Source organism: Legionella yabuuchiae, assembly GCF_900640115.1.
Classification (GTDB): Bacteria; Pseudomonadota; Gammaproteobacteria; order Legionellales; family Legionellaceae; genus Legionella_A; species Legionella_A yabuuchiae.
On sequence record NZ_CAAAIW010000001.1, the window covers coordinates 66,151 to 89,897 of the forward strand.

Below are 23,747 nucleotides of genomic sequence, written 5' to 3' on the forward strand. Positions count from 1 at the left end.
CGTACAAAAATTAGTTTGATTACCTGAAAAAAAGGGTATTTAAAAAATACCCCTTTTAATTGACTCGAATCTGAAAGATTCTTACTTGCTTTTCTTTTCAGCTTTTTCAGTTTCATTAGCCGATTTTGCCTTTTTAGATTCTTTGGCCTCTTCAGACTTAGCGGGTTCTTTAGCCTGTTTAGTGTCTTCAGTTTCTGTTTTAGACTCTTTAGCTTTTTTAGGCTCTTCAGCTTTTTTAACCGTTTTGGTTTGCTTAGTTTCGGCTTCTGAGGTTACTTCGACAAACTCAGTATCTGATACTCCACCAACGGTGTTACCACGTTTTGCATCAATGATTGCATCGGCCACACAACGGACATAAATTTCAACAGCGCGCATAGAATCATCATTCGCAGGAATGATATAATCCACAGGATCGGGATCGTTATTCGTATCAACAATGCCGATAACAGGAATTTTTAAGCGCCGAGCTTCTTCAACTGCAATATCTTCAAAGCCAACATCCACAACAAACAGCGCATCTGGCAAACCACCCATATCTTGAATACCGCCTAAGCTGCGCTCTAATTTTTCAAGTTCGCGTGATAGCATTAGGGCTTCTTTTTTGATCATCTGTTCAAATGCACCATCGTCACGCATTTTTTGTAATTCTTTTAGGCGAAAAATAGATTGACGCACGGTTTTGTAGTTGGTCAACATACCGCCTAACCAACGATGATCGACATATGGCATACCACAGCGAGTCGCGTGCTCACGAATGCTTTCCTGAGCTGCACGTTTAGTACCTACAAATAAGATTTTTGCTTTATTGGCAGCCAATCTTCCAACGAAATTCATCGCGTCATTGAGCAAAGGGATAGTTTTTTCAAGATTAATGATATGGATTTTGTTTCGAGAACCAAAAATATAATCGGCCATTTTAGGGTTCCAGAAACGGGTGCGGTGACCAAAATGGGCGCCTGCTTCTAAAAGTTCACGCATACTAACATTCATAAATTTTCTCCAGGGTTAAGCCTCCACGCTTCCCATACGGAACCCAATGGCCTTAAATCATCCATCAGGACCCTACCGCATGTGTCGAAACGTGTGTGTCGTTAAAAAGCGCGAGAATCATAACATATCTATTTAATATCAGCAATTTATTTGTTACAAATTATCTCTGCTTAACAATTCATGGATTTTGTTGATGTAATCTTGGCAAATTGAAATTAAGGTCTATACTTACAGCGGTTAAATAAGGAATCAAACTTACAATAAGGAACTTCGAGATGAAAAAATCACTAGTATTACTACCAATATTGGCGTTATCACTTTCTTTTAGCCCCATAACCTATGCAGATACGCAAATGAAGGCAGAGTGCCCCTGCAAGCGCATGGAGCAGATGAAAAAAATAACTAAAGACCTCGACTTAACTGCGGATCAAAAGAAACAAATCGATGCAATAAAAGAAGATTCCAAAAAGCAATTAATGGATATTCATCAGCAAATGATGAATCTTAAAAAGCAAATGAAGGACTTGGTTACTGTTGACAAACTGGATGAAAGCAAAGTCGATGAGTTAGTAAATCAAAAAAAAGAACTTGTTGCTGAAAAAACAAAACTAATGCTGCAAACCAAAAATAAAATTTATAATGTCTTAAATGCTGAGCAAAAGCAAAAATACGAAAGCATGCTGGAACAATGGCAACAAAAGCGAATGGATGCCATGAAAAAAATGCAAAATCAAAAAGACACCTCAGTCGACGCAATGACTGATGATGACTAATCACTGAACTATACTTATACGCCGACATTGATTTGCCATGAATACTGCCACAATGTCGGCGTTTTTATTTAGGTTTTCCTCTGTACATGACAGGTTTTTTGTCATGTACAGAGTAGGTTTTCATATACTTAGTGTGCTAACATCTAATGCATGTTAGTAATAAAAAAGTTTTGGATAAGATACAAATGGCTGTAACCATTAAGACCGCTGATGAAATTGAAAAAATGCGTGTGGCCGGTAGACTCGCTGCCGAAGTTCTTGAGATGATTGGTCCTCATGTGCAAGAAGGCATTACAACCGATGAATTAAATTCCATTTGTCACAACTATATTATTAATGAGCAACAAGCTATCCCTGCCCCGCTAAATTATAATGGCTTTCCTAAGTCTATTTGCACCTCAATTAACCACGTTGTATGCCATGGAATTCCTGGGAAGCGAGCCCTTAAAAATGGCGATATTATTAATATTGATGTAACCGTCATAAAGGATGGTTATCATGGGGATACCAGCAAAATGTTTTTTGTTGGCGAACCATCGATCAAAGCGGCCCATGTTATTAGCGTTGCCCATGAGTGTCTATTTATTGGTATTGGAATGGTCAAACCTGGCACTCGCTTAGGCGATATTGGTCATGCAATACAAAAGCACGCCGAACAAAATCGATGTTCCGTGGTTCGAGAATATTGTGGCCATGGAATTGGTCGAGTTTTTCATGAAGACCCACAAGTATTGCATTATGGAACACCAGGAACCGGGGAAATATTACGTGAGGGGATGACGTTTACGATCGAACCAATGGTAAATGTCGGTAAACCTCATACTCGACTTTTACCCGATCAATGGACCGTTGTGACGAAAGATCATAGCTTATCAGCCCAATGGGAACATACTCTCTTGGTCACCAGTGACGGAGTTGAAATTTTAACATTGCGAAATGAAGAACGATAACCAAGTTTTAAAACGTCGTTTAAAAAAGCTCAAGGATGAGCTAAGCCAAGAATTTTTCAAGAAAACAACAAATATCGCTAGCCTCACCAATAGATTGGTTAAAGGAATTGATGATCTTATTATTCCTTTATTTCAAAAACACCTACATGACCAAGAGCATCAGTTTTGTTTACTCGCTTTAGGAAGTTATGGGCGAAGAGAGTTGCAACTTTATTCGGATATCGATCTGCTTCTGTTGCATTCAGAAAACCTGGAGGAGCAACCGCTCCTAAGAGCCCAGCAGTTTATTCAAGATTGTTGGGATATTGGCCTTGAAATCAGCCATCAAATTACCACGATAAATGAGTGCGCAAAACTCGCGAGCCAGGACATCAGCGTAATCTCCAGCATTCTCGATATGCGATTATTATGTGGTCGTTCTTCTTATTTGGAAGAATTGACATACCAGACCCACCCTCTTCATATCTGGACTAGTCACGATTATTATTTTGCTAAAGAAAAGGAACAACGATTACGCTATGAAAAGTATGGAGAAACCGCATACAACTTAGAACCTAATGTCAAAAACGGCGCTGGAGGACTTAGAGACATCCAAGTACTGCTCAATATCTGTAAGCGTCACTTCGGTATCCACAAACTCTCTGATGGAATCGGGTTTGGATTCATTACGCCAAAAGAATATGAAGAATTGATTTACTGCCAACTTTTTTTATGGCGCGTTCGCTTTGCACTTCATATTCTTGCCGATAAAAAAGAAGATCGCTTGTTATTTGACTACCAAACTCAACTTGCCGAGTTATTTGGTTACTCTGACACAAAGCATTCCCTTGCCATTGAACAATTCATGAAAGCTTATTTTAAAGTGATTAAGCGAAGCCGTGAATTAAACGAAATGTTGTTACAATGGTTCGCAGAAACCATCGTTTATCATCAAAAACAGAAACTTACACCACTAGATGATTGGTTTCAATTGTCCAATAATTATATTGAAGTTAAACATAGCAAAGTTTTTTCAAATCGTCCTCAAGCCCTATTGGAAATTTTTCTCTGGCTTGCCAAGCACCCTGAAATTAAAGGAATAAGAGCCAATACTATCCGTTTAATCCGGCAGCATCTTTATTTGATTGATAAACCTTTTTGTATTTCAAAGGAAGCTACCCACACCTTTCTTGCGATTTTAGCCAGTAAACATTCTCCATTTGATGCCTTACAACGAATGAGTCGTTATGGTGTGCTTGGCTATTACTTAGAGCCTTTTGGTGTAGTAACCGGTCAAATGCAGTATGATTTGTTTCATGTGTATACCGTTGATCAGCATACTTTATTTGTCATTCGCAATCTAGGTCGATTTAGTCATTCAGAATACTCTCAGCATTTTAAACTTGCCCATAAATTATTTCACACCATACCAGATAAAGAAGTTCTGTACTTAGCCGCTCTATTTCATGATATTGCTAAAGGAAGAGGTGGTGATCATTCTGATCTTGGCGCCATAGAAGCGAGGCTCTTTGCTAGACGCCATCGGTTAGTAAAACGAAAATCAGACCTACTGATTTGGCTAGTGCAAAATCATTTATTAATGTCACAAACAGCTCAGCGCCAGGATATATATGATCCGCGTACCATTGCTAAATTTTGTAACCAGTTACCCAATGCTCAATACCTGGATTATTTATATTTATTAACCGTTGCCGACATTTGTGCCACAAATCCAACGCTCTGGAATGCTTGGAAAGATTCGCTGCTCAAGGAGCTCTATTATGCTTCTAAGAAAGCGATGGATGCCGAAAAGGAATTGTTGGATGAACACGTGCTGATTGAGCAACGAAGGAGCGAGGCACTTTCTATTTTAAAAAATAAAGGTCTTAACGAAGAGCGAGTATTAACGCTTTGGTGTCATTTTAAAGGAAAATATTTTCTGCATGAGTCCTCTGAAGTGATCGCTCAACATACCCAAGAAATTCTTACCAGCAAGCAATTCCCACTCGTTATGATTATGCCCCATCACAGCCAGGGCGGAACAGAAGTGTTTATTTACCTACCCCACTGCGATGAACGTTTCACGATCACCACCACGACCTTAAGTAATCATCAAGTAACCATTCAAGAAGCAATGATTTTAACGTGTGACAACCAATTCGATTTAGATACTTATGTCATACTGGATGAGCGCAACCAAGCCATTGCAGATGAACAGAGAATGGCTGAGATAAAACGTGATTTACAAAGAAATCTGAGTAATCCTTGTCAGCTCCCTACCATTACCTCTCGTCGACTATCTAGGATCCAAGCGCATTTTAAAATTACCCCCCTCATAACCTTCAATGAAGATACGGAAAAGCGATTAACCCAGTTATTTATCATCGCTGGAGACCGGCCTGGATTATTAGCCCATATCAGTCAGTTGTTTCTAAAGGAAAAAATCTATTTACACAGCGCAAAAATTGCTACGGCTGGTGAGCGAGTAGAAGATATGTTTCATGTTACTAATCTAAAAGGCGAACCATTAAGCTCTGAAGAACAAATGAAATTAAAGAAAAAATTAATCGTTGAATTGAAAAGATAATTTTAAAGACGTTTCGTCTTAAAAAAATCACTTAAAAGTGATGCGCATTCTACTTGTAAAATGCCTTCGTCAACCTGGACTTGGTGATTTAATGATATTCCGCTGGTTAAGTTGTAAACTGAGCCAGCAGCACCAGCCTTGACGTCGCGACATCCAAATACAAGACGCTTAATGCGTGCATGAACAATGGCTCCCGCGCACATGCAACAAGGCTCCAATGTGACGTATAAACTACTGTTGTTTAAACGATAATTCTGTAATGCTAATCCTGCTTCTCGTAATGCAATTATTTCAGCATGAGCGCTGGGATCATGAGTATGCAACACTTGATTCCAGCCGCGACCAAGAATTTGATTATCCTCGCTCACCAGAATAGCGCCTACCGGAACCTCACCCTTACTTTCGGCGTGTTTGGCCAAATCCAGCGCTTGCTGCATCCAAACCATATCGTGCCCCACCACCCCATTACTCCCATTCAATCGTGGCTGGAGGTTTTCCAGAAATGTCGTAAGTAACGCGGGAAATGCCATTAACTTCGTTAATGATACGGTTTGAAACCCTGCCTAAAAAATCCCAGGGTAAAGGCGCCCAGACAGCCGTCATAAAATCAACCGTTTCTACCGCCCGTAAGCAGATGACATAATCATAACGTCTGCCATCCCCCATTACCCCTACGCTTTTAACAGGTAAAAAAACCGCAAAAGCTTGGCTTACCTGGTGATATAGATTGGCATTATGAAGCTCTTCTATGAAAATGGAATCGGCCTCTCGTAACATGTCCGCGTAGTTTTTTTTAACTTCACCTAAAATTCGGACACCTAATCCAGGACCAGGAAATGGATGACGGTAAACCATATCATACGGTAAGCCAAGCTCTAAGCCGACTTTTCTGACCTCGTCTTTGAACAGTTCACGAATGGGTTCAAGAAGCTTTAGGTTCATGGTTTCTGGAAGTCCACCAACGTTATGATGAGATTTAATGACCTCCGAACCACCTTTAATATGAGTTGCCGCAGACTCAATTACATCAGGATAAATAGTTCCCTGAGCCAACCACTTTACATCCTCAATTTTGGCAGCCTCTTCCTCAAATACATCAATAAATGTTTTCCCGATTTGCTTTCGTTTTGCTTCTGGACAAGTGATGCCTTTTAATGCCTCTAAAAATTGCTCTTCAGCATTCACGGTAATGATTTTAATGCCCATATGTTTGCCAAACATAGTCATCACTTGCTCTTGCTCATTCAAGCGTAATAAACCAGTATCTACGAATACACAAACGAGCTGATCGCCTATCGCCTTATGCAACAATGCAGCGACTACGGACGAATCAACACCGCCGGACAACCCCAATAAAACTTTATTCGTTCCAACTTGATCCCGTACTTTTTTAATCGCTTGATCAATGATGTTCTCTGGCGTCCAATCGGCTGTCGCACCACAAATATCGATCGCAAAGCGCTCTAAAATTCGATTTCCTTGTAACGTGTGCGTTACTTCTGGATGAAACTGTAGTCCGTATAAGTGGCGTTGTTCATCAGCCATGCCGGCCAATGGTGCGTTATTGGTTTCACAAATCACCTCAAATCCAGGCGGTAACTCAGTCACCTTATCCCCATGACTCATCCACACATCAAGTAGAGCTTGCCCTTCTGAGTTAGTTTTATCTTCAATGTTTTTTAAAAGTTGGCTATGCCCGTGTAATCTTAGCTCAGCGTAGCCAAACTCTCGTTTTGTGGAGGTATGTACTTTACCACCAAGCTGTACAGTCATGGTTTGCATGCCATAGCAGATTCCTAGGACGGGCAAGTTAGAATGGAATATCCACTCTGGTGCTCTGGGGTTTGTTTCCAGTGTAACCGTTGAAGGGCCACCTGAAAGAATAAAACCACAAGGATCAATTGATTTTAAAACATCATTACTGACATCAAAGGGATAAATCACGCAATAAACACCAAGTTCACGAATTCGTCGACCAATTAACTGGGTATACTGCGATCCAAAATCTAAGATAACAAGTGGCTTATGTTTAATACTATTCATGGATTAATTGTCTACTTGATAATTCGGTGCTTGTTTAGTAATGCTTACGTCGTGGACATGAGATTCACGAATACCCGCATTTGTCACACGGACAAATTCCGCTTTTTCATGCATTTCCTCGATTGTTTTACATCCTAAATATCCCATACAGGAACGTAAACCGCCAAGCATTTGATGAATAATAGTTTGTACAGGGCCTTTATAGGGAACTCGTCCTTCTATGCCTTCTGGGACCAGCTTTTCTGCGCCTTGGCTGATGTCCTGAAAATAACGATCGCTCGACCCTTGTGCTTGCGCCATTGCACCAATTGACCCCATTCCGCGATAATTTTTATAGGTACGACCCTGATAAAGCTCTATCTCTCCTGGTGACTCTTCTGTACCTGCAAAAAGGCTACCCAGCATGACCGTATCAGCACCAGCCGCAATGGCTTTACAAATATCGCCAGAGAAGCGAATGCCACCATCGGCAATAACAGGGACTTTTCCTTTAATGGCAGCTGCTACATTGGCGACAGCAGACACTTGCGGAACCCCAACACCGGTTACAATTCGAGTCGTGCAGATAGAACCTGGTCCTATACCCACTTTCACAGCATCTGCGCCCGCTTTTACCAAATCTTCTGCAGCAGCGGCCGTTGCAATATTTCCACCAATCACTTGGATTTCAGGATAGTGTTTTTTAATCCATTTTACGCGAGTTAATACACCTTCTGAATGCCCATGGGCCGTATCAACGACGATGACATCTACGCCTGCATCCACTAGGGCGGCCACCCGTTCATCAGTACCCTCGCCTACGCCCACAGCCGCGCCAACTCGCAGTTGTTCAGCGCTATCTTTACAGGCATAGGGATTTTCTTTAGCTTTTTGAATGTCTTTAACAGTAATCAATCCACGTAGACAAAATGCGTCATTAACTACCAGAAGCTTTTCAAGCCGATGCTTATGCAATAGACTGCGAATTTCTTCACGACTAGCGCCTTCATTCACAGTTACTAATCGCTCCTTAGGCGTCATTACAGCCGAAACAGGTAAAGACATATTCGTTTCAAAACGAATATCTCGACTGGTTACAATTCCAACCAATTTATCGCCTTCGACAACGGGCACACCGGAAAAACTATGTTTATCCATCACATCCAATAGTTCTTTAACCGATAGCTCCGGGGTTACCGAAATCGGGTCTTTAACCATGCCGCTTTCATATTTCTTAACTTTTCGGACTTCTTCAGCCTGCGAAAAGATACTCATATTTTTATGAATAACTCCAAGTCCACCATCCTGGGCCATTGCAATGGCTAGCCTTGATTCAGTCACCGTATCCATTGCTGCTGCAATGAGTGGCATATTTAGATCAATCTCTCGCGTTAATTTTGTTTTTAATGAAACGTTTTTAGGCAATACAGATGAGTGAGCAGGAATTAGCAAAACATCATCAAACGTTAACGCCTGTTGGATGATAGAAAGAGGCATACATCAATCCCCCAGTTATTTAGTTAACCGATCATTATACATTAAAACTAATTAGTAATAAACTGAATTGAGCAATCTTACCCGAACCTACGCATAAGCATTTTGTGAATAAAGCCCGATCTTGAATTTTATTTCTAAACGGTTGAACTTTGGGGATAACTCCGTGTAAACTGACCATAAATAATATTGATCTGTCAACTATAGGGAAGGGCTGAGCGTTGGCTAAAATTATAGTAGTTACATCTGGCAAGGGCGGAGTAGGTAAAACAACCTCATCAGCCGCGATTTCAACTGGATTGGCCTTAAAAGGTCATAAGACTGTGGTCATTGACTTTGATATTGGTCTTCGAAATCTTGACCTAATTATGGGTTGCGAGCGTCGGGTTGTCTATGATTTCATTAATGTCATTAATGGTGACGCAAGCTTAAAGCAAGCCCTAATCAAGGACAAAAGAACTCCCGAACTTTACATTCTTCCTGCCTCTCAAACCCGTGACAAAGATGCACTGACCCTAGAAGGAGTTGACAAGGTACTGAAAGAGCTTTCTAAAGAATTCGATTATATAGTCTGCGATTCGCCAGCAGGAATTGAATCAGGCGCGCTTATGGCCATGCACTTTGCCGATCATGCCATCATCGTAACTAACCCAGAGGTTTCTTCAGTTCGAGATTCTGACCGTATTCTAGGCATCTTGGCTAGCAAAACAAAACGTGCCATTGATGGTGGTGAGCCTATTCAAGAACATTTATTACTTACACGTTATGATCCAGCTCGTGTAGAATCGGGTGAAATGTTATCTGTTGAAGATGTAAAAGAAATCCTTGCCATTCCTTTAATCGGAATAATCCCAGAGTCAAAGGCCGTATTAAGAGCGTCGAATACCGGCACCCCTGTTACTCTGGATGAGCAAAGCGATGCCGGCGTTGCTTATCAAGATGCTATCGCACGTTTTCTCGGGGAAGACAGACCCATGCGATTTATTAATACAGAGCGCAAGGGATTATTGCGCCGAATCTTTGGCAAGAACAAGGAGGAAGTTCCAGCATGAGTATATTTAACTACCTACGTAAGCGTAACACCACCGCCAAAGTCGCAAAAGAGCGATTGCAGATAATCATTTCTCATGAACGCTCAAAAAATAATACTCCCGATTACTTCCCTAAACTGCAAGATGAAATTCTGGCAGTTATCGCAAAATACGTCCCGATAAGTCGGGATCAGGTTACAGTTAATTTGGAGCGTCTAGGTGATAATGCCGTATTGGAATTAAACGTCACAATGCCGGATGATGCTTTAGCACAGTAGTCGTTAGCTAATAATAATAGACAATTCGAACCAATATGGGTTTTGTCGCGAAAATTTTCGTGTTAACAAGATACATTTGTGTCCGACGAAATTATGCAACGAGGCCGTAACTTTCCGCGACATCAACTCGAGCGAACGAGTGATCTTCTATCGAAAGCCGCATTTTGAACGATCATGGGTATATAGGTTGACTTTTCCGCAACAGGGATAAGCGCAATACTGTTAGAGACTAAACCTTGATCGCTCACACCATATGAGCTATTAGTGCACACTTTAATCAACAATGTAGTACCAAACTCCTATGTATACTAAACTTAAGTAATTAACTCAATACAAGACAGAAAAATCTGTACTGTACAGAGATCTTTATATTAAAGCTCTTTTCCTTTTTCCATATAATAATATTAGCAGCATAGCTAGGCACAATTGAATTATAATAATCCCTAAGCCTCTACTATAGACATGATAAGGGTAACCTGCAAAGTTTAATATTGTTTCTAATAGAGACAGGTTATTATCAATAAACCATCCAATCAGATTGTTCGTCAATATACTGATTACAATGCTAAATGCGCTCATGATTGAATTCATTGTTCCGACGGAATTTTGATGACACAGATCCCGCAAAAATGAATAGCAAAACACCGTGGCGCCTAGGAAAATTCCTGTAACAGCAACTAAAACGATAATCATGAGCTCGCTAAGATTAGAGAAATATATAATAGATGTATAGAATATTGTGGCTAAGAAGGTTGCCAGGAACAGAATGAGAACCTTGTGTTTGACTTTACTGTAAAGATAAGAAAAAAATATTACACCCAAAGAATAAAAAAGAAAAAATAAGGAGCTAATTAAGCTCGCGTGCTCAACAGACTCAGAAAATCGAACCTTAAAAAAATGAATTGCCCAAAAGCTATAAAATGAAAGTAACGGAACTTGTAATAAGCTAAAAAAAAGAATTATTAGCCAAGTATCTTTTGTTTTTAATTGGTTGAATACATTCGACAAAATAAGAGATATTTTCTCTTTTTCTCGCATTTCGTGTACTTTTTCTTTTGGGTAGTCCCGAATAATGAGAAACGTTAATAAAGCTAAGATTATTGCTACAACTCCTGAACTAAAAAATAAGTTATGCCAATCTTTCTCTTGCAACCATAAGGATAATACGCCTTCACCTAAAAATGCGCCTATGCTTCCAATAGTGATGGTGACACCCACTAATAATTGAAAATATTTTTTATCAAACCAGTCATCAATTAATTTTATCGAACCGAGGAATGCAATGGGTGCGCCCAACCCCATTAATGTTCGTGAAAGTTCAAGTTCTCGAACATCAACAGAATGGACGAAAGCGAAGCAACCCGCCCCCATAAATAATGCTCCAAGAGTAAGCATAATTCTTACGCCAAACCGATCGATTAAAAATCCACCTAAGAGTTGTGTACCAATGAATGTATAAAAGAATGCATTATTTAAATTGGAAAGACTGATCATGTTTAGATGGAATAGTTCGGTAAATTTATCCGACAAACTTGTAAACGAAAGTCGCAAAAAATATTGGTGCAAATAATATAAAATTGAAATGAACCAAATTACCCAAGGAAATACTAATATTAACCATTTCTTAAGCATTAAAGATTTCTGTCCTTTAGCTTGATTGTAAGTCACTAAGGGCTGTTGACATTTGAACCCTCCCCCCGTCGTCCCGCGGCTTGTCCGAGGGATCCAGTGTTTTTAACTAAGTACAAATCTATTCAGATAATTTAGACCCATTAAGGGTAGTTTTTATTTTTCATCCAACCAATTGATTAATAATCGCAACTCGTAAAATCGCAGTTCCAACACCAATATTAAAATGAGTTTGCAATGGCCCGACTAATGCTCACAGATGAGCTATGGTCGAAGCTAAAGATGATCATGCTACAGCACGGAATTTATGACAAGCCAAATCTTCGACTTATGGTTGAGGGAATGTTCTACCGTATGCGAGTTGGCGGTCCTTGGCGAGACCTTGCAGCAGAATTTGGACACTGGTAATCCCCCCTAACTCAGCAATAGAAGGAATTCCACCCAAAAGAAAATTGGCTCTACTGGCCTAGGTTTCTACTTTTGACGCCAGTTAAAAATGGGGGGATTACCATGTGTCGGATTCATAAGGAACGTGGCTATAACAAAGCGGCTGTTGCTGTGGCAAATAAGAACGCCAGACATATTTGGGCGATGTTGGCTTATGGCGATAAATACGTTGACCATTTAAAAGTTTGTACTTCTAAAACAATATCGCCAAAGAGGTTATGTATTTAAAACGTGTTTGGAAAACAAAGAGGTTTATACCCGTAATCTTTCAAAATGCGTGTTTTTAGGCGCCTTTATTTTTTGTCCTGCCGCATTTTAAAAAGCGAGTAATGGCTCATTCCCTTGCGAGTTTTTTAAAATGCGGCAGGGCGAAAAAGAAAAAGCATAAATCATGCATTTTGAAAGATTACGGGTATAACAAAGAAGAAACGATAACTTACCTGTGTTTTGCAAGAAAATTGATGTGAAAATGGTAAAACCTGCTCTGTCAATACCGGATAGGCAACCTGGATGAATATCCGTAGGGACGATAAGGAGACAGAGCGCGAATATCATCAAGGCCCGAGTGAATTAAAACAGTTCTCACTCATTGAATGGCCGGATATACGTATGCATACATATACTTCTCTTTTCACTCAATGATTACTTGCGAAAACGGATGAGTCCATATACGTTGCCTAATTTAGCGTGAAACTTTTACGCATCAATTCCTAATGCCTCTAGCATTTTATTCTTTTTTGAAGGTTTATTACCCTTGCCTAAAGCAAGCTCTTCGGTGCTAAAGTCATCAACTGCAATAACGTGTTGCCTTGCTGCTTCTGCTTGTCGAAGTTTCTCCGCCTCTTCTGCTGTGAGAATTGCTTTTTCTAGAGCTTCATTGATCTGTTCAAAGGTCGTGAGTGAGTCTAATTTTTTCTCTTTTATGGCCGAGGATAGTTTCTTTTCCAGCTCTTCCACACGACATATTCTCTGAAACGCTTCTTCAACTTCCCCAAGCGGACAGTTAGGTATAGCTTCATGAAATACAAATCTGGTTAACCGTTCACGAGATTCATTGGGTGATAAAAGGATTCGAGCTAGTTTTTGGCCCAGTCTGTCACTGGGAAGAGCCCGTTGTCTTCCAATAGGTTGTAAAATTATTTTCAAAATGATTCTAGCCCAACGCATTGGCATATTAACAATAACTCCGTGTATGGCCTCTTCAATTTGATAGAATAAATATTGGCAACACCAATCCACTAACGGCTTATCTGAGGCAGGTTCTCCATCACGATAAAATCGATGTAATACGCACGATGCAATATACAAGTAACTGAGCACATCCCCTAAACGAGCGGAAATTTTTTCTTTACGTTTCAGTTTTGCGCCTAAAACGATCATTGAAAAATCAGCCAAAAACGCTAGATTCGAACTATAGCGATGAATCAGTTGATAATATCTCTTGGTATACCCATTTGGAGCAAATGTGAAACGACCATCGCTTAACGAAAAGAAGATTGATTTTACAAAATTAGCCATAAAAAATCCTGCATGGCTCCATAATGCTGTATCGAATTCGGCTAAATTATTCTCACGAATGCTTTCCATTTCTTTTAAAACGTATGGATGACAGCGTATAGCACCCTGTCCAAAAATAATTAAGCTACGGGTCAAAATATTTGCTCCTTCAACAGTGATACTGATAGGTGCACCTTCATAGCCGCGACCAAGATAATTTTGGGGTCCTAAGCAAATTCCTTTTCCACCGTGAATATCCATTGAATCAATACCAATTTGCCGCGCCCATTCAGTGGTATGATATTTTAAGATAGCGCCTGCAACCGCGGACTTTTTACCCTTATTAATGGCGCTCGCGGTTGTAGTGAGAGCCGCATCTATCATATAAGTTTTACCTGCAATTCTAGCCAAAGCCTCTTCTATGCCTTCAAATCGACCAATTGGCTGATTAAATTGCTTGCGAACTCGAGCATAAGCTCCAGTTGCCATTGAAACCGCTTGAGCAGCTCCCACGGCACTGGAAGGCAATGAAATTGCTCTGCCAGCACTTAAGCACTCCATCAACATTCGCCAGCCATGGCCTGCCATTTTAGCGCCACCAATTAAATAATCGATGGGTACAAACACATCTTTACCCTGCGTTGGCCCATTCATAAAGGGAGTATTTAACGGAAAGTGTCGACGTCCTTTAATTACACCAGGATAGTCTGCTGGAATTAAAGCACAGCTAATGCCAATATCCTCTTTTTCTCCAAGAATATGGTCGGGATCAAATAAGCGGAAAGCAAGACCAATCACAGTCGCAACCGGAGCTAAAGTAATATATCGTTTATTCCAGTTTAGCCGTATTCCAACAACTTCCTCACCATTAATCTTTTGAATGCATACAATACCAGTATCCGGAATTGATGCTGCATCAGATCCTGCATTAGGCCCAGTCAGTGCAAAACAAGGAATGTCTCTTCCATCAGCAAGTCTTGGCAAGTAATGCTCTTGTTGTGCCTTGGTTCCGTATTTCAACAGCAATTCCGCAGGGCCTAGTGAGTTGGGGACTGCGACTGTAGTTGCAACGGTTATAGATCGAGCATATAGCTTCACTAAGACAGACATAACACCAACGGCTGAAAATCCTAAACCACCATAGAATTTAGGAATAATCATTCCGAAAAACCCTTTCGTTTTAACAAATTCCCACAGTTCAGGTGGAAGATCAGCCCGTTTATGTGTAATGTCCCATTCATCAATCATGCGACATAACTCATTAACTGGACCATCTAAAAATGCTTGTTCATCGTTTGATAATGCGGCGGGTGATATATCTCTTAAATGTTTAAAGTCGGGAGAACCACTAAACAACTCACCTTCCCACCCAATAGACCCAGCTTCTAAGGCTTCACGTTCTGTGCGAGACATAGCTGGCATAGCTTGACGTACTTTATGAAACAGAATCTTAGAAAGATATTTCCTACGCAACGGTTTGATAGAAGCCAAAGTCAAAAGACTTAACAGCCCCCACATTAAAAAAGAAAGAAAAATGCCAGGAGAATAATAGTGTGTAATCCATAACGCCACGAACGCATAACTTATCGTCCATACCATTATTGATGCCTGCTTGGCCAAGAGAATGGCTGCAGCCGCTATGAAAGCGAACAAAATTAGGCTGTTTAACACGTGTATCTCCTTATAAAATGAACACGGGGTAAGTGTTTATCCACGAGACTGTTTCTCGGTAATTCCTATCCTGGTTGCAAGGAATCAGGATGCCTTACTAGATCTTCAATTGCTCTAAAAACGAACCGGGCGGTTAATTCAGGATGCTCCATCGGAAACATATGAGAACCGGGTATCTCGTAACAATATATGTTGTAGTTCTTTTTCATGTTACGTAAATCCAGGCCATCTATGACATTGCTCTTTTTACCATGTATTAGTGCGCATGGTACTGTAAGCCGTTGTTCATATTTATAGAGCATATGAGGGATTGTACGATAAATTTGATACTCTATCGTTTTGTCAAAGCGAAGAGAATATCCGTTATCGTTTTTAGTCATACCATATTCAATATAGTCTTCGAGACAAGCGTCTGTAAAGTGTTTAAATAAATCACGACTTCTTAAATACTTTATTGCATCTTCTTTCGTTTTCCAAAAATGACGCCGACCTCGAGTTCTAAATGCAGGCGTTATGTGATCAATCATGCCTAATGTTTTTGAAAGTTTCAAAAGACGGGATTTAAAGCGGCCAATGATTGGAGAATCCAACATAATCACCGCTTGAAATAACTCAGGCTGTTCAATTGCGGCCCTAAAACTGAGCACTCCTCCCAACGAATGCCCAACTGCAATTACTGGCTCCGCTGATTGCGATTTTACGCTGTGAATAAGTTCTTCCACGAGCTTATGCCAATTTTCGGTTACAGGATAATCAGAAGAGTGTCCTATCCTATCAATAAAACAAACATTAAATCGCTCACTTAGACGATTAAGCAATTGATGGTAACAAGGCGATGGAAACCCATTCCCATGAGCAAAATGAATGGTCTGCCTCATGAACGCACCATTTTATGACGCTCAAACTTAATACACGCCAGTGCGTAATAAAAATATCCAGCTAACAAAGCAAGATATACAAACCCAAGTCCAGGAAAAGCTATATCGAAAGTCATCAAGATAAAAAAGACGATAATTTGTGGTGTGGCTGCTACAGCAAACACTCGACAAGCTTCGATATATTTGAGTTTGAAGTTAAAAAATACTGACGCAAGGATTTGACCCATCAACGGTAAAGTCAATAATAGAACTAAATAGATAGAATAAAATAAGATCAACATCACTGGATAAACCAGAACTTGGACCATCAGTCGAACATTGAAAACCCCACTGTGTTGAATCCACGCTTTGGCGTCAAAGATCTCCGTATCTTCATCTGAAATAGTTTGTACTTTAACTTCTTTCTCAGCAACAGGAACAGTTGTAGCTTTAAACAACGGTGGAGGCGGGGGTTCTCTGAAGTACAGTTTATTTTTAGTAATCAGTAATACTAAATGTGGGTATTCAGGCGTAATTTCTTTTATTTTACCCGTGGTATCAACAATCGCCACCACATTGCCAGATTTGTTTTTGATCATATAAGGCATGGGTTTATCCAAAGAAATTTGCCCGCCTTGGATATATAACTTAGGTATTTTCTCAAGGGGCGCGATAAGCTCGTTATCAATATAATCGGTCATATAACTAATCACACGGACACTTAAAGGAACGCAACCAATCGCAATAACAAGAAACAGATAGATGGCACCCACCCCCTTCCAACGCTTGCTTACATCACGATAAAGACTAGGCGAGTAAAACGATAGGAATATTGCCTGCCAATAGTGATAAATTGGCTTATCGATTAATCGCAGTTCTTTACTCTTACTCATCCCAACCTCCAAGTCTGCGCCCACTTTTACTACAAAAAAGACTCGCCTTAGTTAAATTAAAGCCCAGCATCAACTGGCTTTTATGCTCAGGCAATCGTTCAACTAAACGAATTGATAACGAAAAGTTACCAATCTCACTGATGACCTGTACCAACATATCTGAACCCATATCATCCACATATTGCACTTGGGTCATAATGCCATTTGCTACGTCGTTTTGAATCAAATGAAAATGTTCCGAACGAACCCCAACCATCAAATCATCCGCATCATCTAAAGAACCTTCTAACCTAGGCATGGGATGCTCAGTTCCGACCAGTGTTCTAATTTTATTTGTAGATTCATCTATAGTAGCAGGAATAAAATTCATTGGGTAATGTCCAATGAATCCAGCTACAAATATACTCGCGGGCTTTTGATAGAGATCTTGTGGGGTTCCTACCTGTTCGATATTTCCTTGATTTAAAATGACAATTCGGTCAGCCAGAGTCATCGCTTCCGTTTGATCATGGGTAACGTAAAGACAAGTTGTATTTAACTTTTGGTGTAGTTTTTTAATCTCATGACGCATTTCTGTACGTAATTTTGAATCGAGATTCGATAAAGGTTCATCAAATAAAAACACGGCAGGATCACGCACAATAGCTCTGCCCATAGCGACACGTTGACGTTGTCCCCCCGATAATGCCATCGGTTTACGATATAAATAGGGTCTTATCTGCAAGAGATCGCTGACTTCTTCCACCCGACTTTGAATCACTTTTTTATTGATACCTCGCATTTTTAAACCGTATGCCATATTTGAATAAACCGTCATGTGCGGGTATAACGCATAGTTTTGAAAGACCATAGCCATATTTCGCCGCGAAGGAGGAATTTGATTAACGCATTGATCATTAATTAAAATACTGCCATCACTGACTGTATCTAAGCCTGCAACTAGCCGCAATAAGGTGGATTTCCCACTTCCAGAAGGCCCAATTAAGGCTACAAACTCGCCTTTTTCTATATTGAGGCTGATATCGTTTAAAATAACCGTGTCACTATAACGCTTACTTACTGAATCAATATTAACTGTTGCCATTAGTTTCTTAACCCTTGTTCAAACCAACGTTGAAGTGTGATGACTAATATGCATGGAGGAGTTAAGGCAATTAATGCTACTGTCATAATATAATGCCACTGTGGTATTTGATCCGCTACACCTGCCAAGTACCTAATTCCCATAACAATCGTTGCCATTTCAGTATTTGTTGTGACAACCAAAGGCCATAAATATTGATTCCAGCCATATACAAACAAGATAATGAAAAGCGCTGCAATTTGGGGCTTTGAAAGAGGGATTAGAATATCAAGAAAAAAACTTAAAGGGCCAGCCCCATCCATTTTTGCGGCATCGACCAATTCAGAGGGTATGGTTTTAAAAAACTGACGGAACAAAAACGTTGCGGTAGCCGATGCCATCAGAGGTAGCGTTAATCCAGCAAACGAGTTTAACCAGCCAATTGAAGCAACTACTTGGAAGGTAGGAACAATACGAACTTCAACAGGAAGCATCAATGTCATAAAAATTAATATAAAACATACCCTTTTAAACGGAAAAGCAAAATAAACAAGCGCAAACGCAGACAGTAGCGCAAGAAGCACTTTTCCAATTGCAATCATTACCGCCATCCCTAGGCTATTCAACAACATCCTAGCAACAGGCTCACCACCGGTTGCAGACAAGCCTTCATTTAGTACGGTCATTATATTAGTAATAAATGCACGGCCGGGTAACAGTGGAATTGGCGCATGCATTAATGCCCCACCTTCATGACTTGCAGCAACCAAGGCAAGATACAAAGGCAGAAACATGCATACGATAAAACCACACAATAAAACATGAGGAATTACGCGATATACTGGATTGCCTATATTCATTGGTAATGAACCTTTTTCTCAAGATAATGGAACTGGATTAAAGTGAGTCCTATCACGATTATCATCAATATGACGGATTGAGCGGAAGAGCTGCCTGGATCCATTCCAACAAACCCATCTTGATACACTTTGAAGATCAACGTGGTTGTGTTGTTTTCTGGCCCACCGTTAGTCATGACCTGAATAATTCCAAAGGTATCAAAAAAGCAATAGATAAAGTTCATTATCAATAAAAAAAAGGTTGTTGGTGATAATAATGGGAAGATGATTTGCCAAAATCTTCGCCAAGTAGAAGCACCATCCATGATGGCTGCTTCTATTAAATTTTTAGGAATGAGCTTAAGCGCTGCAAAAAAAAATAAGAAATTATAACTAAATTGCTGCCAGGTGGCGGTAACAATAATCACCCACATGGCTTGATTCGCATGGATGAGATAATTGAAATCATATCCCAGGGACTGCATAATTCTTGAAATCCATCCAAGAGTCGGATGACAAAGAAAGCGCCACAGAATTGCAGCCACAGCCGGAGCCACTGCATAGGGCCATAAGAGTAACGTTTTGTAAAGTCTCTGACTTTTATTACGCCCATTAACCAAGACGGCAATAGCTAATCCTAATGACATTGTAAAAAAAGTTACTGCAAGGGCAAGAACTAACGTTACAACCACTGCTTTGCCATAATCTGGGCTATGGAACAAATCAATATAATTCGTCAATCCCGCAAAGCGATTGTGTAATCCAAAAGCGTCACTAAAAAAAAGCGATTGTAAAACTGCCCCACACGCAGGCCAGATAAAAAATAGCAACGTAACCAGCAATTGCGGAAAAATCAATAGAAAAGCCAGTTTGCGATGCTTAGTAAAATTAGGCATTCAATAACCAAGCGCTCGGGATCTGATTTTTTTTAATTTACCGGTTAATCGTTATTTTTACAAATACAAGATTCAATTTTTTAGATTTTTTCCAAGAGAACTGAATCTCAAAGCCGTTTATTTCCTAAGTATCTAATGTTTCTTCGGCATGAGCCTTTTTTAGCGTTCGATGTAAAAGTTGCGTATAAATCGGAGCGTTTTTGGCTAATTGCACGATGGTAGTTGATGTCAAGCAAGTCACCATCAGTGGTAAAATTAAAAGATAATTTTGGGTCATCTCCACCACCAAAATAATCCCTGTGACGGGTGCTCGAACCGCTGCTGCAAATAATGCGCCCATGCCAGCTACAGCAAACATACCAGGATGAATAGTCAGGTCGTTAGAAATCGCCTGAAGAATATGAGAGGCTGCTAACCCAAGAATAGTTCCTAAGGCAAGCATGGGTGCGAAGATACCGCCAGGAACTCCAGTCCCATAACATAATAAGGTCATGATAAATCGCACAATAAAAATAATAAGTAACATTGAAAGCCCTGGATCTAGTGTTAAAGATTTTTCAATAATGACATAACCACCACCTACAAAATTAGGTTGCATATAGGCTAAATACCCAACCAATAACCCAATCACCAGTACGTATAAATCTTTCACCCAAGGTTTTAACTGGTCTAAGCCATATAAAACCTTCATTAAGAATGTATTAAAAAACAGACCAACAAATCCGACAAGAATCCCAAAGAGAAAAAATAGCCAAAGCGATTGCAAGCTTGGGAGAGAAAATACGTCCATTGGAATATCGGGCTGGGGACCAATAATCAGATGCAATACAATCGTCGCCATGACACAGCAAATGGCAACCATTTTGAAGTTCACAAAAGAAAAGTTAAATTCGTTGCGCATTTCTTCCAACACAAAGAGCACCCCTGCAAGAGGTGCGTTAAACGCGGTGGCTAGCCCTGCGGCTGCGCCTGCTGCAATGAGTGAGTCGCGTCTTTTTCTGGGTAGAGAAAACCATTCACCTAGCATTTCTCCTATGTTCCCGCCAATTTGGATGGTTGGACCTTCTCGTCCTAAAACCATTTTAGAAGAAATAGCTAAAACACCACCGATAAATTTAACCGGAAGCAATCTTCGCCAAAAAATCGGCCGCTCATGAAGAAGCGTTCCTTCAATTTCCTGCACACCACTGCCAGAAGCCTCCGATGCTACCCACTTCACCAAAGCCCAAGATAAGTACACCATGACCATAGTTGTTAGCGCCGAAACAAGCTCTACTGGCCAATCATGGGCATTGGCAAAGGAGAACCACCAGGTTAATAATTTCCCTAACCAAGTAATGGATAATTGTAAGAGAGAGCCGACACAGCCGGTTAAAATTCCTAATAAAATGGACAACGCGTAAAGAATTAATATTTTATCCCGCATTATGCTTAATCATCCTCATTAAGTTGCAGATAATACGTAATCCTGCCTGGTTTGGTAATGAAAGTATTGTTTCAGGATGAAACTGAACCCCGTAAATCGGAAGTGTTTTATGGGTCAAAGCCATAATGACACCATCCTCACTTATGGCGGTCACTTGCAACTCATCTGGGAAATGCGCTTTCTCGGCATAAAGCGAATGATAACGTCCCGCTGTAAAGCGCTTCCCAAGACCAGCCAACAAGCCATCCTGATGCAATACTGTTATCGTTGAGGGTTTACCATGCATCGGATAATCTAAAACACTCAAAGTACCGCCAAAATGCTCAACAATCCCTTGCAATCCTAAGCATACCCCAAATAATGGTATACCTTTTGAGATAACAGCGCTAATAATTTGTGATATATCAAAGTCTTTTGGTTTTCCTGGTCCAGGAGATAACAAAACTAAATCATAAGGGTTATTCCCTTGAATAGACCGCTCAAGACGATTCTTTCTTTTAGAGATTGACATCTCCAAATAAGGTTTGGCCTGATCATATCGAACTGTAGTCACTTCAGCTCCAGTCTGACGAACGTAATTTGCCAAAGTGTGCACAAATGAATCTTCATGATCGACGAGTAAAACACGTTTTCCTTCCCCATCTTTTGATAAAGAAGTTTGCTTTTGAGCTTCAGCCTTAGGCTTATCGAGCAAATCAATAAATGCGGAAGCTTTTAAGCGAGTTTCTTGTTCCTCGGCCTCGGGATTAGAATCATAAAGTAACGTTGCTCCTACTCGAATTTCAGCAATCCCTTCTTTAATTCTTAACGTTCTTAACACAAGTCCCGTGTTCATATCGCCGTTAAATCCTAGCCAGCCTACAGCTCCTCCATACCATCTCCTGGGTGATTTTTCCTGTCGTTCAATAAAATTCATTGCCCAGAGCTTAGGCGCACCGGTAACCGTGACGACCCACATATGAGATAAAAATGCATCCAGCGCATCAAAGTCGTTTCGAAGTATTCCTTCGACGTGATCGACCGTGTGTATTAATCGTGAATACATCTCAATTTGTCTTCTTCCAATAACCTGTACACTACCTGGCTTACAGATTCTGGATTTATCATTGCGATCCACATCCGTACACATGGTTAATTCAGAACACTCTTTTTCAGATTCTAACAGTTCTTGAATATTTCTTGCGTCTTCAATGGCGTTTTCACCGCGCTTAATGGTGCCTGAAATAGGACAAGTTTCAACTCTCCGCCCTTGAACCCGAACATACATTTCCGGTGAAGCACCTACTAGATATTCCCCATCGCCAAGATTAATAAAAAAACCATACGGCGAAGGATTTACCGTCCTCATGCGTTTAAAAATTTCAGCAGGTTGTTCGCTTACATGACGATAAAAGGTTTGGCTCGGTACAACCTCAAATAAATCGCCACAGCTAAATTGCTGTTTAGCTAGTTTTACAACCTCAGCATACTCCCCAGGTTTATGATCACAATCCTGTGCGGGTTTATTAATCGGCTTATAGGACAAGCATGAACCAGTCCTGTCCATGTCTTTGGTCGACATTTTATGAAAAGTAAATTCATACCGTATTGTAAATGCCTCCTCTTTACGGTGATTTACGATAAAGATTTCATCCGGAAAATATAAAACTAGGGTGCGATCATCTGGGTTGCGATTGTGATGAACTTTAAGGTCTTCAAATTGAAAAATTAAGTCATAACCAAACGCGCCATATAACCCAAGAAAAGGTTCATCCTCTGATTTAAACAGAGAAATAATTTCCCTTAACACCGAAAAAACGCTCGGTTGGCGGCTTCGTTCTTCTTCAGTAAAAACTTTATCTGAATGAACAACTCTGACCTCACAACAATGTTCATTATAGTCTGTGATCTCAACGACCGAGAGACGTTTTAATCTTGGGCTGATAATGCCTAATAAAACAGACCCTCGCTGATTCAGTGCTTCGATTTTAATTGTGGCGTTTTTACAGCTAATCACCAAAGGAGGATTATGAAAGCCAACATCCCAACAAGTATAGCGCCCAGGATATTCAAAACTGGATGTAAATAAAGCACCACGTTCGGAATTAAGCGCTTTAATGAGGTGATCAAGCTGCTGAGGATAACCTAAAATCTGTTTATCAGACTCAACTATCACTCCTCCCTTTGTTTTTACTTTTTGCATCAACTCTTACTCTTTCTATTTATACACAATCAAGCAAACCATTTTTATCCAGGGCAACCGCATCTAAACGGATACTATGAAATCAAAATGCCTACGTTCCGCGCTTTATGCGCGGAATCTAGCCTCGCACATTGTTCAAGATCAACTGGATGCCGTGCATAAAGCACGGCACGTAGACAAAAACAAACTTTTTAGTGTTTAAAATTTAGATGCGGTTACCCTGCATTTTTATCATTGTTC

18 protein-coding genes and 2 pseudogenes are annotated in these 23,747 nt (G+C 40.3%); 7 read left to right on the forward strand and 13 right to left on the reverse strand.

Features of this window, described 5'->3' with window-relative positions; all coding sequences use genetic code 11:
* Positions 1 to 249 precede the first annotated feature (249 nt).
* A pseudogene (rpsB, locus tag E1O47_RS00285) lies at positions 250 to 993 on the reverse strand (30S ribosomal protein S2); the annotation flags it as partial.
* Positions 994 to 1,268: 275 nt separating this feature from the next.
* Here rpsB and E1O47_RS00290 point away from each other — a divergent pair.
* The 3 genes from E1O47_RS00290 to glnD all read left to right on the forward strand — a co-directional run bounded on the left by E1O47_RS00290 (position 1,269) and on the right by glnD (position 5,282).
* Positions 1,269 to 1,766, forward strand: coding sequence for a Spy/CpxP family protein refolding chaperone (locus tag E1O47_RS00290; RefSeq protein WP_133129272.1), 498 nt, complete (start codon positions 1,269 to 1,271; stop codon positions 1,764 to 1,766).
* 185 nt (positions 1,767 to 1,951) lie between these two features.
* Complete coding sequence (gene map / locus E1O47_RS00295; protein ID WP_133129273.1) at positions 1,952 to 2,716, forward strand: type I methionyl aminopeptidase; 765 nt, start codon at positions 1,952 to 1,954, stop codon at positions 2,714 to 2,716.
* Complete coding sequence (glnD, locus tag E1O47_RS00300) at positions 2,703 to 5,282, forward strand: [protein-PII] uridylyltransferase (RefSeq protein WP_133129274.1); 2,580 nt, start codon at positions 2,703 to 2,705, stop codon at positions 5,280 to 5,282. Before map ends, glnD begins: the two co-directional genes overlap by 14 nt.
* Positions 5,283 to 5,284: 2 nt before the next feature.
* On the opposite strand, the gene tadA is transcribed toward glnD, so the two are convergent.
* The 3 genes from tadA to guaB are packed head-to-tail and all read right to left on the reverse strand — an operon-like array spanning position 5,285 to position 8,801.
* A complete protein-coding gene (gene tadA, locus E1O47_RS00305; protein WP_133129364.1) occupies positions 5,285 to 5,719 on the reverse strand; it encodes a tRNA adenosine(34) deaminase TadA in 435 nt (144 codons plus the stop codon).
* Between the two features lie 28 nt (positions 5,720 to 5,747).
* Positions 5,748 to 7,325 carry a glutamine-hydrolyzing GMP synthase gene (guaA, locus tag E1O47_RS00310; protein WP_133129275.1) on the reverse strand — a complete coding sequence of 526 codons (1,578 nt, stop codon included), beginning with the start codon at positions 7,323 to 7,325 and terminating at the stop codon, positions 5,748 to 5,750.
* 3 nt (positions 7,326 to 7,328) lie between these two features.
* Positions 7,329 to 8,801 (reverse strand): IMP dehydrogenase, encoded by a 1,473-nt coding sequence (gene guaB, locus E1O47_RS00315; RefSeq protein ID WP_133129276.1) that lies wholly within the window; start codon positions 8,799 to 8,801, stop codon positions 7,329 to 7,331.
* Between the two features lie 218 nt (positions 8,802 to 9,019).
* Between guaB and minD the strand changes: the two genes are divergently transcribed.
* Entirely contained in the window at positions 9,020 to 9,850 is an 831-nt protein-coding gene (gene minD, locus E1O47_RS00320) for a septum site-determining protein MinD (RefSeq protein ID WP_133129277.1), read from the forward strand.
* Complete coding sequence (gene minE / locus E1O47_RS00325; RefSeq protein WP_133129278.1) at positions 9,847 to 10,107, forward strand: cell division topological specificity factor MinE; 261 nt, start codon at positions 9,847 to 9,849, stop codon at positions 10,105 to 10,107. The genes minD and minE overlap by 4 nt, the downstream gene beginning before the upstream one ends.
* A gap of 366 nt (positions 10,108 to 10,473) precedes the next feature.
* On the opposite strand, the gene E1O47_RS00330 is transcribed toward minE, so the two are convergent.
* The gene (locus E1O47_RS00330; RefSeq protein ID WP_133129279.1) at positions 10,474 to 11,775 is read right to left on the reverse strand and encodes an MFS transporter; all 1,302 of its coding nucleotides are present in this window, start codon (positions 11,773 to 11,775) and stop codon (positions 10,474 to 10,476) included.
* Between the two features lie 198 nt (positions 11,776 to 11,973).
* Here E1O47_RS00330 and E1O47_RS00335 point away from each other — a divergent pair.
* Together E1O47_RS00335 and E1O47_RS12200 are read left to right on the forward strand one after the other, a co-directional pair.
* Positions 11,974 to 12,141, forward strand: a pseudogene (locus tag E1O47_RS00335) (transposase); the annotation flags it as partial.
* A 105-nt stretch (positions 12,142 to 12,246) separates the two neighbouring features.
* Positions 12,247 to 12,411, forward strand: coding sequence for a hypothetical protein (locus E1O47_RS12200; RefSeq protein ID WP_165475000.1), 165 nt, complete (start codon positions 12,247 to 12,249; stop codon positions 12,409 to 12,411).
* Positions 12,412 to 12,879: 468 nt separating this feature from the next.
* Here E1O47_RS12200 and E1O47_RS00340 read toward each other — a convergent pair whose 3' ends face one another.
* The 8 genes from E1O47_RS00340 to E1O47_RS00375 all read right to left on the reverse strand — a co-directional run bounded on the left by E1O47_RS00340 (position 12,880) and on the right by E1O47_RS00375 (position 23,510).
* Entirely contained in the window at positions 12,880 to 15,351 is a 2,472-nt protein-coding gene (locus tag E1O47_RS00340; protein ID WP_133129280.1) for an acyl-CoA dehydrogenase, read from the reverse strand.
* A 65-nt stretch (positions 15,352 to 15,416) separates the two neighbouring features.
* Positions 15,417 to 16,229: an alpha/beta fold hydrolase gene (locus E1O47_RS00345; RefSeq protein WP_133129281.1), complete on the reverse strand. Its 813-nt coding sequence runs from the start codon at positions 16,227 to 16,229 to the stop codon at positions 15,417 to 15,419.
* Complete coding sequence (locus E1O47_RS00350) at positions 16,226 to 17,101, reverse strand: DUF1189 family protein (RefSeq protein WP_133129282.1); 876 nt, start codon at positions 17,099 to 17,101, stop codon at positions 16,226 to 16,228. Before E1O47_RS00350 ends, E1O47_RS00345 begins: the two co-directional genes overlap by 4 nt.
* On the reverse strand, positions 17,094 to 18,185 hold the full coding sequence (locus E1O47_RS00355) for an ABC transporter ATP-binding protein (protein WP_133129283.1): 1,092 nt from the start codon (positions 18,183 to 18,185) through the stop codon (positions 17,094 to 17,096). Before E1O47_RS00355 ends, E1O47_RS00350 begins: the two co-directional genes overlap by 8 nt.
* Positions 18,185 to 19,024 carry a sn-glycerol-3-phosphate ABC transporter permease UgpE gene (gene ugpE, locus E1O47_RS00360; protein ID WP_133129284.1) on the reverse strand — a complete coding sequence of 280 codons (840 nt, stop codon included), beginning with the start codon at positions 19,022 to 19,024 and terminating at the stop codon, positions 18,185 to 18,187. Before ugpE ends, E1O47_RS00355 begins: the two co-directional genes overlap by 1 nt.
* Entirely contained in the window at positions 19,021 to 19,899 is an 879-nt protein-coding gene (locus tag E1O47_RS00365; protein ID WP_133129285.1) for an ABC transporter permease subunit, read from the reverse strand. Before E1O47_RS00365 ends, ugpE begins: the two co-directional genes overlap by 4 nt.
* A 124-nt stretch (positions 19,900 to 20,023) precedes the next feature.
* Complete coding sequence (gene clcA, locus E1O47_RS00370; protein WP_133129286.1) at positions 20,024 to 21,325, reverse strand: H(+)/Cl(-) exchange transporter ClcA; 1,302 nt, start codon at positions 21,323 to 21,325, stop codon at positions 20,024 to 20,026.
* Positions 21,315 to 23,510, reverse strand: a complete 2,196-nt coding sequence (locus E1O47_RS00375; protein WP_165475001.1) for an anthranilate synthase component I — start codon at positions 23,508 to 23,510, stop codon at positions 21,315 to 21,317. Before E1O47_RS00375 ends, clcA begins: the two co-directional genes overlap by 11 nt.
* Positions 23,511 to 23,747 lie beyond the last annotated feature (237 nt).

Bases quoted from the DNA above. Each gene is read 5' to 3' on its own strand.
- clcA (WP_133129286.1), bottom strand. From the start codon at position 21,325: ATGCGGGATAAAATATTAATTCTTTACGCGTTGTCCATTTTATTAGGA.
- map (WP_133129273.1), top strand. From the start codon at position 1,952: ATGGCTGTAACCATTAAGACCGCTGATGAAATTGAAAAAATGCGTGTG.
- glnD (WP_133129274.1), top strand. From the start codon at position 2,703: ATGAAGAACGATAACCAAGTTTTAAAACGTCGTTTAAAAAAGCTCAAG.
- E1O47_RS00355 (WP_133129283.1), bottom strand. From the start codon at position 18,185: ATGGCAACAGTTAATATTGATTCAGTAAGTAAGCGTTATAGTGACACG.
- E1O47_RS00290 (WP_133129272.1), top strand. From the start codon at position 1,269: ATGAAAAAATCACTAGTATTACTACCAATATTGGCGTTATCACTTTCT.
- ugpE (WP_133129284.1), bottom strand. From the start codon at position 19,024: ATGAATATAGGCAATCCAGTATATCGCGTAATTCCTCATGTTTTATTG.
- E1O47_RS00365 (WP_133129285.1), bottom strand. From the start codon at position 19,899: ATGCCTAATTTTACTAAGCATCGCAAACTGGCTTTTCTATTGATTTTT.
- E1O47_RS00350 (WP_133129282.1), bottom strand. From the start codon at position 17,101: ATGAGTAAGAGTAAAGAACTGCGATTAATCGATAAGCCAATTTATCAC.
- guaA (WP_133129275.1), bottom strand. From the start codon at position 7,325: ATGAATAGTATTAAACATAAGCCACTTGTTATCTTAGATTTTGGATCG.
- E1O47_RS12200 (WP_165475000.1), top strand. From the start codon at position 12,247: ATGTGTCGGATTCATAAGGAACGTGGCTATAACAAAGCGGCTGTTGCT.
- E1O47_RS00345 (WP_133129281.1), bottom strand. From the start codon at position 16,229: ATGAGGCAGACCATTCATTTTGCTCATGGGAATGGGTTTCCATCGCCT.
- tadA (WP_133129364.1), bottom strand. From the start codon at position 5,719: ATGCAGCAAGCGCTGGATTTGGCCAAACACGCCGAAAGTAAGGGTGAG.
- guaB (WP_133129276.1), bottom strand. From the start codon at position 8,801: ATGCCTCTTTCTATCATCCAACAGGCGTTAACGTTTGATGATGTTTTG.
- minE (WP_133129278.1), top strand. From the start codon at position 9,847: ATGAGTATATTTAACTACCTACGTAAGCGTAACACCACCGCCAAAGTC.